The organism is Rhodococcus erythropolis R138, assembly GCF_000696675.2.
Lineage (GTDB): Bacteria > Actinomycetota > Actinomycetes > Mycobacteriales > Mycobacteriaceae > Rhodococcus_F > Rhodococcus_F erythropolis.
Window position 1 is genome coordinate 1,911,935 of record NZ_CP007255.1, and the last position, 15,138, is coordinate 1,927,072.

General features: G+C 63.4%; 16 protein-coding genes. 8 read left to right on the top strand and 8 right to left on the bottom strand.

What is annotated here, in order from left to right:
• Positions 1-7 precede the first annotated feature (7 nt).
• The 3 genes from cydB to cydC are packed head-to-tail and all read left to right on the top strand — an operon-like array spanning position 8 to position 4,476.
• Complete coding sequence (cydB, locus tag H351_RS09000; protein WP_003939727.1) at positions 8-1,051, top strand: cytochrome d ubiquinol oxidase subunit II; 1,044 nt, start codon at positions 8-10, stop codon at positions 1,049-1,051.
• A 58-nt stretch (positions 1,052-1,109) separates the two neighbouring features.
• Positions 1,110-2,798: a thiol reductant ABC exporter subunit CydD gene (gene cydD, locus H351_RS09005; protein ID WP_051636497.1), complete on the top strand. Its 1,689-nt coding sequence runs from the start codon at positions 1,110-1,112 to the stop codon at positions 2,796-2,798.
• Positions 2,788-4,476 carry a thiol reductant ABC exporter subunit CydC gene (gene cydC, locus H351_RS09010; protein WP_029256124.1) on the top strand — a complete coding sequence of 563 codons (1,689 nt, stop codon included), beginning with the start codon at positions 2,788-2,790 and terminating at the stop codon, positions 4,474-4,476. Before cydD ends, cydC begins: the two co-directional genes overlap by 11 nt.
• Positions 4,477-4,709: 233 nt before the next feature.
• On the opposite strand, the gene H351_RS09015 is transcribed toward cydC, so the two are convergent.
• The 8 genes from H351_RS09015 to H351_RS09045 form a co-directional block, all read right to left on the bottom strand.
• On the bottom strand, positions 4,710-5,750 hold the full coding sequence (locus tag H351_RS09015; protein WP_029256123.1) for a type IV toxin-antitoxin system AbiEi family antitoxin domain-containing protein: 1,041 nt from the start codon (positions 5,748-5,750) through the stop codon (positions 4,710-4,712).
• 144 nt (positions 5,751-5,894) lie between these two features.
• Complete coding sequence (locus H351_RS09020) at positions 5,895-6,500, bottom strand: heme-binding beta-barrel domain-containing protein (RefSeq protein ID WP_170320401.1); 606 nt, start codon at positions 6,498-6,500, stop codon at positions 5,895-5,897.
• A gap of 291 nt (positions 6,501-6,791) precedes the next feature.
• Positions 6,792-7,097 carry a DUF1416 domain-containing protein gene (locus H351_RS09025; RefSeq protein WP_003939797.1) on the bottom strand — a complete coding sequence of 102 codons (306 nt, stop codon included), beginning with the start codon at positions 7,095-7,097 and terminating at the stop codon, positions 6,792-6,794.
• A gap of 2 nt (positions 7,098-7,099) precedes the next feature.
• Entirely contained in the window at positions 7,100-7,933 is an 834-nt protein-coding gene (locus H351_RS09030) for a sulfurtransferase (RefSeq protein ID WP_020908929.1), read from the bottom strand.
• A gap of 74 nt (positions 7,934-8,007) precedes the next feature.
• On the bottom strand, positions 8,008-8,478 hold the full coding sequence (locus H351_RS09035; RefSeq protein WP_020970613.1) for a DUF4395 domain-containing protein: 471 nt from the start codon (positions 8,476-8,478) through the stop codon (positions 8,008-8,010).
• Positions 8,479-8,608: 130 nt separating this feature from the next.
• Positions 8,609-8,695, bottom strand: coding sequence for a putative leader peptide (locus H351_RS32920; RefSeq protein ID WP_350318872.1), 87 nt, complete (start codon positions 8,693-8,695; stop codon positions 8,609-8,611).
• Between the two features lie 10 nt (positions 8,696-8,705).
• Positions 8,706-9,179 (bottom strand): thioredoxin family protein, encoded by a 474-nt coding sequence (locus H351_RS09040; RefSeq protein ID WP_019745090.1) that lies wholly within the window; start codon positions 9,177-9,179, stop codon positions 8,706-8,708.
• Positions 9,176-9,955 carry an LmeA family phospholipid-binding protein gene (locus H351_RS09045; RefSeq protein ID WP_003939847.1) on the bottom strand — a complete coding sequence of 260 codons (780 nt, stop codon included), beginning with the start codon at positions 9,953-9,955 and terminating at the stop codon, positions 9,176-9,178. The genes H351_RS09040 and H351_RS09045 overlap by 4 nt, the downstream gene beginning before the upstream one ends.
• A gap of 141 nt (positions 9,956-10,096) precedes the next feature.
• Here H351_RS09045 and H351_RS09050 point away from each other — a divergent pair, with 141 nt between their 5' ends.
• The 5 genes from H351_RS09050 (at position 10,097) to pstA (ending at position 15,128) form a co-directional block, all read left to right on the top strand.
• Positions 10,097-10,849 (top strand): winged helix-turn-helix transcriptional regulator, encoded by a 753-nt coding sequence (locus tag H351_RS09050; RefSeq protein WP_003939728.1) that lies wholly within the window; start codon positions 10,097-10,099, stop codon positions 10,847-10,849.
• 1 nt (position 10,850) lies between these two features.
• Positions 10,851-11,750: a mycothiol synthase gene (gene mshD / locus H351_RS09055; protein WP_029256122.1), complete on the top strand. Its 900-nt coding sequence runs from the start codon at positions 10,851-10,853 to the stop codon at positions 11,748-11,750.
• A gap of 193 nt (positions 11,751-11,943) precedes the next feature.
• Positions 11,944-13,062: a phosphate ABC transporter substrate-binding protein PstS gene (gene pstS, locus H351_RS09060; protein WP_019745088.1), complete on the top strand. Its 1,119-nt coding sequence runs from the start codon at positions 11,944-11,946 to the stop codon at positions 13,060-13,062.
• A 62-nt stretch (positions 13,063-13,124) separates the two neighbouring features.
• Entirely contained in the window at positions 13,125-14,216 is a 1,092-nt protein-coding gene (gene pstC / locus H351_RS09065; protein ID WP_007733846.1) for a phosphate ABC transporter permease subunit PstC, read from the top strand.
• Between the two features lie 3 nt (positions 14,217-14,219).
• Entirely contained in the window at positions 14,220-15,128 is a 909-nt protein-coding gene (pstA, locus tag H351_RS09070; protein WP_003940100.1) for a phosphate ABC transporter permease PstA, read from the top strand.
• Positions 15,129-15,138: the final 10 nt, after the last annotated feature.

Genomic DNA, 15,138 nt, shown 5'->3' on the forward strand with positions numbered 1-15,138 from the left:
GGCGATCATGGGACTTCAAGAAGTATGGTTCGTGCTCGTCGCAGTGCTCTTCATCGGTTACTTCGTCCTCGAAGGGTTCGACTTCGGTGTCGGAATGCTCATGCCGATCGTCGGCAGAGGCAGTGACCTCCCGGCAGATACGCGTCGACGGGTGGCGCTCAACACGATCGGCCCGGTGTGGGACGGCAACGAGGTGTGGCTGATCACCGCCGGTGGCGCGATGTTCGCGGCATTCCCGGAGTGGTACGCGACCTTGTTCTCCGGGTTCTATCTGCCGCTGCTGATCATCCTGGTGGCCTTGATCGTTCGAATCTGTGCCATCGAATGGCGAAGCAAGATCGACGACGACAAATGGCGTCAGCGCTGCGACTGGGGCATCATCTTCGGCTCCTGGGTCCCGGCAGTTCTCTGGGGCGTGGCTTTCGCGAACATCGTTCGGGGCGTGGCGATCAACGCCGACAAGCAGGTCGAGTCGGGATTTTTCGATCTGCTCAACCCGTACGCACTGCTCGGCGGTCTGACCACCGCGCTGGTGTTCGCTCTCCACGGCGCTGTGTTCCTGGCGCTCAAGAGTGCCGACGAGGTTCGTGAAGACGCAGTGAAAATTGCTGCACGACTCGCAATTCCGGCTATTCCTGTCGCCGGCGGATTCGTCCTGTGGACGCAGCTCGCCTACGGCAAGGGATGGACGTGGATTCTGGTAGCCGCAGCTGCTGCTGCACTGATCGGCGTCGTCTTCCTGACGCGGGCCGAGCGTGAAGGCTGGGCTTTCGTTCTCACCTGTGTGGCCGTCATCGCCACCGTCGTGCTGCTGTTCGCCTCGCTGTTCCCGAACGTCATGCCGTCGACGCTCGATCCGGCGTACAGCCTCACCATCGAGAACGCGTCGTCGAGTCCGTACACGCTCAAGGTGATGACGTGGGCCGCGGCATTCATGACGCCGGTGGTGATCATCTACCAGGGTTGGACGTACTGGGTGTTCCGACAGCGCATCTCCTCCAAGCAGATTCCGGCGTCGATCGGTCTGCGATTCAAGGAGAAGACGTGGTAGTGGCAAACCCGCAATCACAAAAGATTCGAAACACGAAAGAACTGACGGTCGAATTCACGTGACTATCGAAGTAGGCGACGCTCCCACCACTCGGGAGCGTCGCCGGGGGCCGATCGACCCGCGACTGTGGCGCCATTCCGCCTCTGCGCGCGGCTATCTGATCCTGACGGTCGCTCTGTCGATGGTGAACGTCGTGATGGTCATCGTCGCGGCGCTCATGATCGGCCGAGTGCTGGCCGGAGTGATCACCACTCGAACTGTGGATGTTTCTTCGTGGACAACCGAATTGGTTGTTCTGGCCGCAGCGGTGGCGGTCAGGGTTCTGGGGACCTGGCTGCAGACGAGGTATGCGCACCGGGCGTCGACTCGCGTCGTTGCCGAGATCAAGAACGGCGTGCTGACGTCGGCGACGGCGATGAGTCCGCGCGATCTGGATCCTCGGCGTGACGAGATCGCGACCGTGGTCACCCGCGGTGTCGACGGCCTCGGCCCGTACCTGACGGGATACCTTCCGGCTCTGGTCCTGTCGGTGACACTGACGCCTATTACCCTGATAGTCATTGCGGTGCAGGACATGACGTCCGCGGTCATCATTTTCGTGACGCTGCCGCTGATCCCGATCTTCATGATTCTCATCGGCTTGCTGACGAAGGGTAAGTCGGAGAAGACGTTGGCAGCGATGACCACGCTGTCTTCGCAGCTGCTCGATCTACTTGCCGGACTGCCGACGCTGCGAGCGCTCGGTCGTCAGCAAGGCCCTGCCGAGCGTGTCCGTGAACTCGGTGACGCCCATCGTCGAACGACCATGTCTGCTCTGCGCGTAGCGTTCCTGTCCTCGATGGTGCTTGAACTGCTCGCAACACTCTGCGTCGCATTGGTGGCCGTGAGCATCGGCTTGCGACTCGTGTACGGGGGCATGTCACTCGAGCCGGGGATAGTCGCGTTGATCCTCGCGCCCGAGGTGTATCTGCCACTTCGGATGGTGGGAACCCAGTTCCACGCCGCCGAGGACGGAATGGCAGCAGCCGACAAGGCATTCGAGGTGATCGAGGCGGATTCTGCGGCACCGGAGGGTGGTAGCACGACGGTGGTCGCTTGCGGCGCCGACATCGTCTTCGACGGACTCGGCGTGACCTCTCGTGGGGGAGTCGCACCGTCTCAACTTTCCGCCGTGGCGTCACCAGGGGCGATCACCGTGCTCACCGGTCCCAACGGCTGCGGCAAGTCGACGGCAGTGCACGCGCTACTCGGACTGATCGAACCGAGCAGTGGCCGCGTGACGGTCGCCGGCGTCGATGTCCGAGACCTGGACGAGCACGCGTGGTGGAGTCAGTTGGCATGGCTTCCCCAGCATCCGGTCCTCCTACCCGGCACCGTTCGTGAAAATCTCGATCTCACCGGGGTCGTCGATGCGCAAGCATTGGCTCGCGCTGCTGCTGCGACGGGATTCGACGCGGTATTGGCCGAGCTGCCTGCGGGTGTCGAGACCGTTATCGGCGTCGGCGGCACAGGTTTGTCGCTGGGGCAGCGACAACGACTGGCGCTGACACGCGTGCTCGCCTCCGACCGCGCAGTTCTTGTCCTGGACGAACCCACCGCTCACCTCGATTCCGATTCTGAAGGGACAGTGTTGGCTTCTCTGAGAGCACGGGCGGAGCTCGGCGACACAGTCGTCGTGATCGGCCACCGTCCGAGTGTGCTCGCCGCAGCGGACCGGATCGTCGAGGTGCGCGCTCATGAGAAGTGACGCTCACGATCCGCTTCTGCGTGCTCTTCGGCTACTGGAACTTCGACCACGACGCATACTGACTGCGGTGGCCGCCGGTGTGGCAACACTCGGTAGCGCACTCGCCTTGGCCGCGCTGTCCGCATGGTTGATCACGCGCGCATGGGAGATGCCTCCCGTTCTCGATCTCAGCGTCGCTGTGGTTGCCGTGCGTGCACTGGGAATCTCGCGTGGCGTCTTCCGCTACCTCGAGCGATTGACGACGCACGACGTCGCATTGCGCGGCACCACCGCAGCGCGGTCGAGGATCTACCAGCAGTTGGCGGCGGGAGATCCCGCGGCCGCCGCCGGACTACGACGCGGTGACCTGCTCTCCCGTACGGGCTCCGACGTGGACGCGCTGGGCGACGTCGTCGTCAAAGCGCTGATCCCGATTGCTGTTTCGGTTGTCCTCGCCTTCGCCGCGGTGGGAATCCTGTTGTTCATCTCGGTTCCGGCCGCACTCATTCTGGCTGTTGCGCTGGCGGTGTCCGGGATTGCGGCGCCCTGGCTGTCGGCGCGAGCTGCTCGACTTGCGGAGGCCGACAGTTCAGCTGCCGCAGCGCGATTCAGTGCGTCGGCGGTTACCGCGCTCGACCATTCCGCTGAGCTTCGAGTATCAGGTCGCTTGGATCAGGCGGTGAGCGAGGCTGTGTCCGCCGAGAACGAGGTGGTCGATGCAACCGATCGCGCGGCGGTACCGAGTGCCTTTGCCGCCGCTGCGACGCCCCTGGCAATCGGCGTGAGCGTCCTCGGTGCCCTGCTGATCGGAATTGCGCTGTACGGAACCACCGACATGTCACCGATGTCCATGGGAATCCTTGTACTGCTTCCGCTGTCGGCTTTCGAGGGAACCGCGATACTGCCCAGCGCGGCGGTGGCACTGACCAAGGCGCGGCTGGTGTCGGCTCGCATCATGGCGGTACTCGATCGAGCCGACGCGGAACACGTCGAAGGAAATCGTGCGTGGCCGGAGAACGGGATTCTCAGCGTGCATGCATTGCAGGCGGGTTGGCCCGGGGGAAAAGTGACCGAACCGCTCTCCGTGGATCTTCCTCGCGGTGCCCGCGTTGCCGTCGTCGGGGAGAGCGGATCCGGAAAGACCACCGCACTGATGACGACGGCGGGGTTGCTGCCGCCCGTCGCGGGAACAGTTCGCGTTGGCGGAGTGGATATTTCGGATATCGATCCGGCCGACCTGCGCAGGCACGTCGGGTACTTCGCCGAAGACGCACACCTCTTCGAGACGTCGGTACTCGAGAACCTGCGCGTTGCGCGGGGTGACCTCACCGCCGAGGACGCGGAGAAGGCACTTGCCGCAGTCGGTCTCGGCGACTGGCTGTCGGAACTGCCGGAAGGGCTCGACACCTACCTGGTCGGCGGCATGCGAGCGGTTTCGGGCGGTGAGCGTCGTCGGTTGCTGTTGGCACGCGCGATCGTCTCGCCTGCGGAGGTGCTGCTGCTCGACGAGCCGACCGAGCACATGGACGCGGAGGCCGGCGCTCAGTTGCTCCGCGAGTTGCTCGGTCGCGACGCAACGCTGGTCGATTCTTCGCGAACCGTTGTTGTCGTCACCCACCAACTTCCGGACGGCACAGCAGCTGACCAGGTGATATGCGTCGGAAAAGTTTCTGTGGAAAATACGTTGCCGTCGTCGTGAAGTGGGCGTACTTTCTCCTTTACACAAGGAAGGAGGTGGTCTGAAATTGAAGTACAGACGGACGCGTGAGGTGGCTGCCAGCTAGCCGCAATCGCTGATGGAATTCACTTACCGCGTGAGCGGCCGGCGAATCCCAGGCAGCCACCCGACCCCCGAGCCCCCGATCAGTCCGACCGGGATCCGCGCGAAAGCGTGGGTGTGGCTCGGGGGTCGCTTCGTGCTGTGCGCCTTTATTAACCCCCGGCGGTTAATAAAGGCGCACAGCGTGGACAAGGATTAGGCCCCCACCATCCACCGCGCTCGAGGATCGCTCTGACCTCGGCTGCAGTTCGGCACGAGGCCCCCTCCACCTCCTCCCAACCGAAGACCAGTGTGGCGTTGCCTGACAGTTCGGATGCGTTACCTCGCCGCCGATCCCGCAGTGCAGTCGCCCGAGAAGAGTGGAAGGCAAAACCGTCGAGTCGAACGATCAGTGCGACACCGCAATTGCGGTAGTCGACGTCCTCGTAGAGAGTTCTCCCGTCGACGATGACCGGCGATTGCCGTCGCGCCTCCGGTAAACCGTGTGCGCGCTCGACTTCGATTGCGTAGCGATGTTCGAGTACCGACTGGACGCCGCGATCCAAGAGGTCCAATGTCGAGGACAGCGCTTTGACATATCGCCTCGGCCGGCGGCATTCCATTCGGGTGCGTAGTTCCATCCGGGACACCTTGCACGCCGTGGCCGATCGGACCAGAGAACGAGCGGCGTCGCGAGCCGACGGCTCTGCAACCGCCAGGTCAATTGCGGTGTCGGCCAGCGAAGTACGAGCAGGCTGAGTGGCAACGCCGATGTGGGCCTGAGCGCGTGAACGATGAACGATCACTCCGGGATGGGCAGTGGACCACCCCAACGGAACGGGGCGCGCCGGGGAGCGTTCGGGTCTGACCGTCGGCCTCTGACAGCGTGAGGATCTGCCGTATCGGACAGTGATGTGGACCGGCAGTTCGGACTCGATGTGCGTGAGCCCCCACTCTTCAGCAGCAGTCCGGTGACTCAGGTAGGTCTCTCCGCCGCCGAACAGAAGGGCGGCCTCGAGAATCATTGCTCGGTTGAGTGGGCCGTTGGTGCTGGATTGAACGCCGTGGAGGACGGAAGTCCATTGACCCGATTCGACCAGATGTTGGATGCGCCGCGGTGAATAGCCGAAAGGGCGTAGTTGTTTATTGGTCGCGAGTCCGTGTTGGAAGTCGAAGAGTCTTCGGAGATCAGGATCGATGTAGTCGCAGTTCATGCGAATACCGTGAGATCGCGGTCCGACAGGAATCGGTCGAAACTGCCGCTCCAGTGCCCGCCTGTGGAATTTGTCGGTGCCTGTGGATGGATCTGCTGTGCGCCTTTATTAACCGCCGGGGGTTAATAAAGGCGCACAGCAGAACTAGCCGATGTAGCGGGTCAGCCGCGCCGAGAGGCGCGGTTCCAGGCCACCGTCAGACATGATCCGCTCTTCGACGTACGCGAGGTCGCCGCCTTCGACGATGCCGTAGAGGCGCTTCGCGCCGCCGTACAGTGCACCGGACTGGCTGCGGATCACCACGTCGGTGGCAAGTTCCCACGACGCCTGGGTGAGCGCACGGCCGTAGTACATTTCGACGACGCCGGAGCTGTGGCTGAGCAGGAGTTCGACGACTTCCTGGTTGACGCTGCCCGGGATGCCGTCGCCGCCCATGCGCCAGTACCCGCTCTCGCGCAGATCAGGGCTCACGTACTTGCCCTCGGCGTCGAGACGCCAAGATCTGGACTCCCAATTGAGGTAGGGGCCGCCGTCGTGAGAGATGACGATCTGCTGACCGAAGGCGTAGTCACCGGTCTCGTCGTGCCCTTCGCCTTCGCCGCGCCAGACGCCGACGAGGGGGAGCAGTGCGAGGAGTTCGGGATTGATGTCCGGGCCGAGGCGCAGGTTTGCGGTGTCCTCGGGCAACGGAAGGTCCGGCAGGGTCGGAATGTTGAGCGACGCCGTCGACTTGGAGCGCTCGACGGCGATGGCGACAGCTTCGTCCCCGCTGCCGCGCCTTACGGCACCTGCAGCGGCGGAATCGTCAGCGGTCGCGTCGGACCCTGAATCCGGAGCCTGACTCACGACTCGTCGGTGACCAAGCGGTACACGACGTACACGGAGAACCAAGCGATCATGACGGATGCGAGTGCGAGGAGTACCTCGAAGAAAATGACCACGGGTACATCTTAGACCGCGGCGACCGACCGGAAAAATCGGGAGCCGGAATGCAGAAGGCCCCGCACCGAAGGGGTGCGGGGCCGCCTGGAAAAGCAGGAATTACTTGCTGACGGTCACGTCCACGTTGTGCACGCCCGAGCCCTCGGGAGCGACGGTGGATGTGCCGTTGCCCGAGCTGGACAGTGCACGAACGGTCCACTCGCCCGGAGCGGCGAAGAAGCGGAAATCGCCGGTTCCCGATGCCACGACCTCGGCCGTGAACTCTCCGGAGCCGTCGAGCAGGCGCACGAATGCGCCGCCGATGGGCTGGCCGTCAGCGGCGAGAACGCGGCCGGTGATGACCGTTTCCTTCTCGACGTCGACGCCGGCAGGCAGGGTCTGCCCCTGGGTAGGTGCTCCACACATGATCAGGCTCCCAATTCGATCGGTGCGCCGACGAGTGAGCCGTATTCGACCCAGCTGCCGTCGTAGTTCTTGACGTTGTTCTTGCCGAGGATCTCCTGCAGTACGAACCAGGTGTGGCTCGAGCGCTCGCCGATGCGGCAGTAGGCGATCGTTTCCTTGGTGTCGTCGAAGCCCTTCTCCGCGTACAGCTTGGTGAGGTCGTCGTCCGACTTGAAGGTGCCGTCCTCGTTTGCGGTGGTGCTCCACGGGATGTTGATGGCTCCGGGGACGTGGCCACGCTGCTGCGCCTGCTCCTGCGGAAGGTGGGCGGGAGCGAGGATCTTGCCGGAGAACTCGTCAGGGCTGCGAACGTCGACGAGGTTCTTGCTGCCGATGGCGTCGATGACCTCGTCGCGGAATGCGCGGATCGAGAAGTCGGGGGTCTCGGCCTTGTACTGCGTGGCTTCGCGGTTGACTGCGTCCTTGGAGAGCGGGCGTCCGTCGAGTTCCCACTTCTTGCGGCCGCCGTCGATCAGCTTGATGTCCTGGTGGCCGTACAGCTTGAAGTACCAGTACGCGTAAGCAGCGAACCAGTTGTTGTTGCCACCGTAGAGAACGACGGTGTCGTCGTTCGCAATGCCCTTGGCGGAGAGCAGGTCCGAGAACTGCTCCTGGTTCAGGAAGTCGCGTCGGACGCCGTCCTGGAGGTCCTTGCGCCAGTCGAGCTTGACTGCACCCTCGATGTGGCCGCCGTCGTATGCGCTGGTGTCCTCGTCCACCTCGACAAAAACGGTCTTGGGGGTGTTGAGGTTCTGCTCAGCCCAGTCAGCGGAGACTAGGACGTCGGAGCGAGCCATGGTGTTCCTTTCGATGTGGTCTTGCATCGGTCGATATCTAGCAGGGGTTCAGCGGGGTTGTGTGGCAAGCGTTTTCACGCGGTGGTCGCGCGGCCGGTATTTCGCAGCCTGGCGACGAGTGGGTAGATCTGGCAGCCGAGGCAGATGCCGAACGCGGCGTTGAGCAGGGCCGCGAACAGGGCGAAGCCGGTGGCAACGGTGCCGACGATCGTCGACCCGGCCAGGAAACCGACCGTGCCTGCCAACGCGAAGACGAAGCCGACGAACTGAGCGAAGCGCAACGGCGCCACGGGTTCGCGTTCGCTGACCGGCGAGAGTCGCGGGGCGACGAGCTTGCCGAAGATCTGGCCGTACGGGCTGCGCTTGGGGCCGAGTACCGCTCCGACTGCGAAGACGATCGCCTGCAATGCGAGAACGACGGTGGCGGCGGGCAGAGAGAAGGTCGAGAGGATGAGCGTGAGAACGAGAACGCCGGTGGTGACCCACGCGGCGAACCGAGGTCCGCGGACGTCGACTTGCTCGAGCTGGGCTGTGGTTGTGGACATCGGGAGTGCTCCTGCGCTGGATTGCATGGTGCTTGCCTGGACCGAGAAAAGGGGACGCAAAAGTCCCACTCGGTGGATTGATCACGTGAGCGAAAGCTCGAAGGTCAGAGAGATCTGACGGATGTGGTGATCAGCAACAGGTACAGCAACAGCCCCCGAGGCGGCACAGGTCTACTGCGCGGCGTCGGGTGAGCATCAGCTCGTGGCGGGTTTGCACGTCGGCGAGTTTACCCCGAATTCTCGGATTTTGGCTCGTGGGGTCCGGATAGTGGTACGAGCGCAGCTTTCAGATCGGCTGCGGACGGCACTCCGGACACTCGGAACTGTTCCTCCAGGCCACCGTCGAGGATGAACGTGGTGGGCAGCGACAGGACGCTCATTTCGCGTGCCAGAGCCGGTTCCTTGTCGATGTCGAGCTCGATCTCCACCGGCGGACGGGGAGCGTCCGCCATCGAAACCACAACCTGGCCGACGACGCGGCGTACTGCCGCGCACGGTCCGCACCAGTCGGCGGAGAAATGCAGTACGACGGGCCCGCCGTTCGGCGAAGACACTCCGGCAGAACTCAGCAGTTCGAGGCGGCTGTTCGTGGTGCCGGATGCCGCGGTGGTGGCTCGGACTGCTCCGTTGCGTGACTTGAGAAAGAGCCCGACCGCGACGACGGCGACAAGCGCGACCAGCAGAATTGTGATCCCGGTCATCGGTTCTGCAGCTCTGCGAGATCGATCGTCGTGTTTTCGGCGCTGCCTTCGATCACGATTCTTCCGCCTTCCGCGTAGACCAGGCTCGGCTGAATTCCGTAGGGGAGTGCCTGCGGATCGATCGTGTAGCTGAACAATCCGAGGACCACGGGTTCGAGTGCTGCGGGGATCGAGAAATCGGCTTTGCCCTCCGGACCGAAGTACAGGTTGCTTGCGACGATCTTGACCTGCCCACCTTCCAGAACCAGGTTGGCCTGGACGCTCACTGCAGTCTCGACCGGACCGACGGCAACCGTTCCGGTCAGCACGACGGCCCCCGCGGTGCTCGCGCCCGTTCCACCGCTGCCCCCGGTGCCATCCGACTTGTTGGCCGGCGGCGAAGATACCTGCAGGTCAGGGATGTTGAGCAGCTTTCCGAGGTCGGTGGCGTTGATTCCCATCCGGCCGTCGAGTTTGTCGACGGGGAGCTGGGTGACATTGCCGTTCACGATGTCGGAGAAGGGAACGGTGACCCCGCGCAGGTCGGCTTCGACGGTCACTTCGCCGACCACGTCGCTCTGGACGCCGGTAGCTCTGACGTAGACGTCCTTGTATTTCCCGCCGAGTGCTTGGGTGAGGAAGGGGAACCCATTGAAGGTGACCTCAGGATCCGACTCGAGTGATGCGCCGGTTCGGAGCTCGCGGGAAACCCGGTACTCGGCGTACGCGGCAGCGCCGAAATCGGCCACCAGTCCGAGGCCGAGGAGAAAGACGATGCCGATGATCAGTTTGCGCACCGCACCATTGTGACGGACTCCGGTCGGGGTTCGATGCGACGGCCCCGGTACCAGGCACGCTAATGTAGGGACCGACCAAAAGCGTCGAACTACTCGAGCGTTGCCCTCACGGGTTGCGCGGGCTACTAGATAGGAGGCCGTGTGGAACTGCTCCTCCTCACCTCCGACCCCAACCCGGAAGCTGTACTACCGGCGTTGGCGTTGCTGGCGCACTCGGTTCGGCCTGCCCCCACAGAGGTTTCCTCGCTACTCGAGGCAAGTTCCGCGGACGTGGCATTGGTGGATGCGCGCACTGATCTAGCTGCCGCACGCGGGTTGTGTCGATTGCTCGGAAGCACAGGATCCGCAGTACCTGTGGTCGCCGTCCTCACCGAAGGCGGACTCGTTGCCGTCAACGCCGACTGGGGGTTGGACGACATCCTGCTTCCCGGTACCGGTCCGGCTGAGGTGGACGCCCGATTGCGGTTGTTGGTCGCCCGCAGCGGCGGTGTTGCCAGTCCGGAAGCGTCGGGAAAGATCACGCTGGGCGAACTGGTTATCGACGAGGGGACGTACACGGCACGACTGCGTGGACGGCCCCTTGATTTGACTTACAAGGAATTCGAGCTGCTCAAGTACCTCGCGCAGCATGCCGGTCGGGTATTCACCCGGGCACAGCTGTTGCAGGAAGTGTGGGGCTACGACTTCTTCGGCGGCACCAGGACGGTCGACGTCCACGTGCGTCGTCTGCGGGCGAAACTCGGCACCGAATACGAGTCCTTGATCGGTACAGTCCGAAATGTCGGATACAAGGCAGTACGTCCGACCAGGGCCAAGGGCGGCGCAGCTGCTCCCGTTCAGTTCGAGGACGACGAAGACGTCGACTACGACGCGGCCGACGGATCGGTGGTCTGACGTGGGTTGGACAGATTCACTGCCGGCCGGATCCGCCGAGCAGGTTTCCGCGCTTCTCGATCGCGCGACCGAGTTCGACGGCAAGGCACCCGTGTCGGAACAGGGGCGCCATGCCGTTGCCGGGCGCGGCGCAGCACGACACTTTCTCGAACTCGACGGCGATACGGTCGTCGGTTATGCACAGCTGCAAGCCGGTTCGGACGAGCATCCCGACATGGCCGAGTTGGTGGTCGACCCGCAGGCGCGGCGCCGTGGTATCGGAACCAGGCTTGCCGCAGCGGTATTCGACGAAGGTCGGCCGGGCACGCGAGTCTGGGCGCACGGAAACGTCGACGCCGCAGTGGAATTCGCCAAGAGCCTCGATTTGGTCAGCGTTCGTGAACTCCTCCAGCTGCGTCGACCGCTCGATGCTCCGCAGCTTCCGGAAATCGTTGTGCCCGAAGGTATAACGATGCGGACGTACCGTGGGCCCGAAGACGATTCCGAGATCCTTCGCGTCAACAACGCGGCCTTCTCCTGGCATCCCGAGCAGGGTGGCTGGACCCAGGCGGAGATCGACGAGAGAACGGCCGAAGGTTGGTTCGACCCGGCCGGTCTGTTCATGGCGTTCGCGGACACCGATCCCGATACTCTTCTCGGCTTTCACTGGACCAAGGTGCACGCACCCGAAGGTGACGATCCCGAGCTGGGGGAGGTGTACGTCGTGGGGATCGATCCCGCGGCGCAGGGACGTGGTCTCGGCCGAGTGCTGACTCTCGCAGGCATGCATTACCTGCGCGATCGCGGCCTCGGAACGGTCCTTCTGTACGTCGAAGGTGACAACACTGCCGCCCTCCACACGTACGAGCGACTCGGCTTCGATCGGTTCCACGTGGACATGGCTTACGCTCGCGCGCTCTGACGTCACAGTCGAACACGCAGAAATGTCCAGTCTGTTCATTCTCTGTTAACCATGTGTGGTCCAACCGGACACCGCGCCCGCCTACTTTTCTCTGTGGGCAGCGCCGTGTTGCCTGATGCAGATTTCAATCATTTTGCATCTCATGTCGCCGCCCGATCGTGGGCGTGGCGGTAGCGATTTCCGGAGGATCTTGGTGAATCTCAAGCGCAGTGGTGCCCTGCTCGGTGTAGTGGCCGTGGGCGCCATGACCTTGGCCGCATGTGGCAGCGACAACAACTCGTCGTCGACGGGTGTGGACGCGTCCGCATCGAACGCAACGTGCGAAGGCAAGAGCAACCTCTCTGCCGCTGGTTCCTCGGCACAGAAGAATGCCATGGACCAGTTCGTCGCCACCTACATCTCCGTGTGCCAGGAAAAGGGCAAGACCGTCAACGTCGCCTACAACCCCAGCGGTTCGGGCGACGGTCGCACGCAGTTCATCGCCGGCCAGATCGACTTCGCCGGCTCCGACTCGGCCATCAAGGACGAGCAGGCCGACAAGGCCAAGGAGCGTTGCGTCGGCGGCGAAGCCTGGAACCTTCCCCTCGTCTTCGGCCCGATCGCAGTTGCATACAACCTCGACGGCGTCGACAAGCTCGTTCTCAACGCAGAAGTTCTCGCGAAGATCTTCAACGGTGGCATCACCAAGTGGAACGATCCGGCAATCGCCGCGCTCAACTCCGGTGCTTCGCTTCCCGACGAGAAGATCACCACCGTGATCCGCTCCGATTCCTCGGGCACCACCGACAACTTCCAGAAGTACCTCGACGCGGCATCGAACGGTGCTTGGACGTCGGGCGCAGGGTCCGACTTCACCGGTGGCGTCGGTGAGGGCGCCAAGGGTTCGGCGGGCGTTGCACAGGCAGTTGCCACGGCACCGGGTTCGATCACCTACGTCGAGAAGTCGTTCGCCGATCAGAACAAGCTCTCGGTTGCAGAAATCAACACCGGCTCCGAGGCAGTCGCACTGACCAACGACTCGGCCGCAAAGTCGATCGCAGGCGCGAAGTTCAAGTCCGACGCAACCGGCGACCTGACGCTCGACCTCGCGTCGATCTTCAAGACCAACGAAGCCGGCGCATACCCGCTGGTTCTCGCCACGTACTCGATCGTCTGCTCCAAGGGCTACGACGCGGACACCACCGCAGCAGTGAAGTCGTTCCTGACGAGCGCGGCCAACGAGGGTCAGGCCAACCTGGCCGAGCAGGGTTACGTCCCGCTGCCGGCCAACGTCCAGGATCGCCTCAACGCGTCCATCACGGCAATCAGCTGACCTAGAGACTCGTGCGGACAAGCTCATGGATCTACATTCAGACGTGAAGGAAGTGAGCGCACATGAGTGACGCGCCCATCACCTCGACATCTCGTTCTCCCGGCCCCGCAACCAGCGGGGCCGGGGTGGGCGGTCCGAACGGCACCACGGAGGACACGATTACTTCCACCAAGGCTCCAGAAACCGAGCATCCTCCGAAGGGTGACGGTCCGGGAAGCGGCAACAGCAAGACGGTGACTCGTCCGGGTGACCGCATCTTCAGCTCGCTCGCATCCGGTTCGGCAATCTTCATCACGGTTGTCATCGCGGCGATCGGCGCGTTCCTGATCTGGCGTGCAGTTCCTGCTTTGAGCCGGAACCAGGTCAACTTCCTGACCAGCCGTGAATGGGTGACGCAGAACATCAACGCGATGGCGTTCGGTGTCCTCGATCTTTTCCAGGTCACAGTGTTGGTCTCGTTGTTCGCACTGGTGCTCGCGATGCCGATCGCACTGGGCATCGCGATCTTCCTGACTTCGTACTCACCCAAGTGGCTCACGCGGCCACTGTCGTACACGATCGACCTTCTCGCGGCCGTGCCGTCCATCGTCTACGGCCTGTGGGGACTTCTCGTGTTCGCTCCGGCGATCACCCCGGTCGCGGTGTGGCTCAACGACACTCTCGGCTGGTTCCCGCTCTTCGCCGACGGCAGCGGATCGATCACAGGCGGCGGCACCATCTTCACCGCAGGCATCGTCCTCGCCGTGATGATCCTTCCGGTCATCACCGCAGTGACCCGCGAGGTGTTCATCCAGACCCCGCGCTCACAGATCGAAGCTGCACTCGCTCTCGGCGCCACGCGCTGGGAAGTTGTGCGCACCACGGTCATCCCGTTCGGTAAGTCCGGCTACATCAGCGGCTCGATGCTCGGTCTCGGACGCGCACTCGGCGAGACGATGGCGCTGTACCTGATCCTGCGCACCACCTCTCAGGCCTTCGGCTGGTCGCTGTTCGACGGCGGCTCGACCATCGCCTCCAAGATCGCCCTCGGCTACGCGGAGTTCAACAACGACATCCAGGCAGGCGCGTACATCGCGGCCGGACTGGTGCTGTTCGTACTGACCTTCGTCGTCAACGCGGCTGCCCGCGCAGTGATCGCCGGAAAGAAGGACTGACCCATGACCTCCACTCTGGACCGGCCGGTCAAGGCCCCCACTTTCCAAGGCGTCGGCGCCCGCCGTCGTGCCAAGGACGTCATCGCGACCATCCTGGTGAGCCTGGCAGTCGTCATCGCGCTCATCCCGTTGGTCTGGGTGCTCTTCACGGTCATCGCAAAGGGACTGCCCGCTCTGACGTCGCCCACGTGGTTCACCAACTCGCTGAGCGGATTGACGGCGTCGGCCGACGGCGGCGGTATCTATCACGCATTGATCGGCACCCTGCTGCAAGGCATCGTGTGCGCGGTCTTCTCCATCCCGCTCGGTATCTTCGTCGCGATCTACCTGGTGGAGTACGCCGACCGGAAGTCGAAGCTGGGCAAGCTCACCACGTTCATGGTCGACATCCTCAGCGGTGTTCCGTCGATCGTGGCTGCGCTGTTCATCTACGCACTGTGGATCGCGACCTTCGGCTTCCCCAAGTCCGCGTTCGCTGTATCTCTGGCTCTGGTCCTCCTGATGGTCCCGGTCGTCATTCGCTCCACCGAGGAAATGCTGCGCATCGTCCCGATGGATCTGCGAGAGGCGTCGTACGCGCTCGGTGTGCCGAAGTGGAAGACCATCTCGAAAATCGTTCTGCCGACGGCGCTTCCCGGAATCATCACCGGCGTCATGCTGGCCCTGGCCCGCGTGCTCGGTGAGACCGCGCCGCTGCTGATCCTCGTCGGCTACGCGCCGTTCATCAACTTCGACCTGTTCAACGGCGAAATGGGCACTCTGCCTTCCGTCATGGTCGCCGAGATGAACAACCCCACCGACGCCGGCACCAACCGCATCTGGGGCGCAGCACTGACCCTGATCCTGCTGATCGCGATCCTCAACATCGTCGCGAAGCTGATCGGTCACTTCTCACAGGTCAGAAGCAAGTGATGCGGCCTCG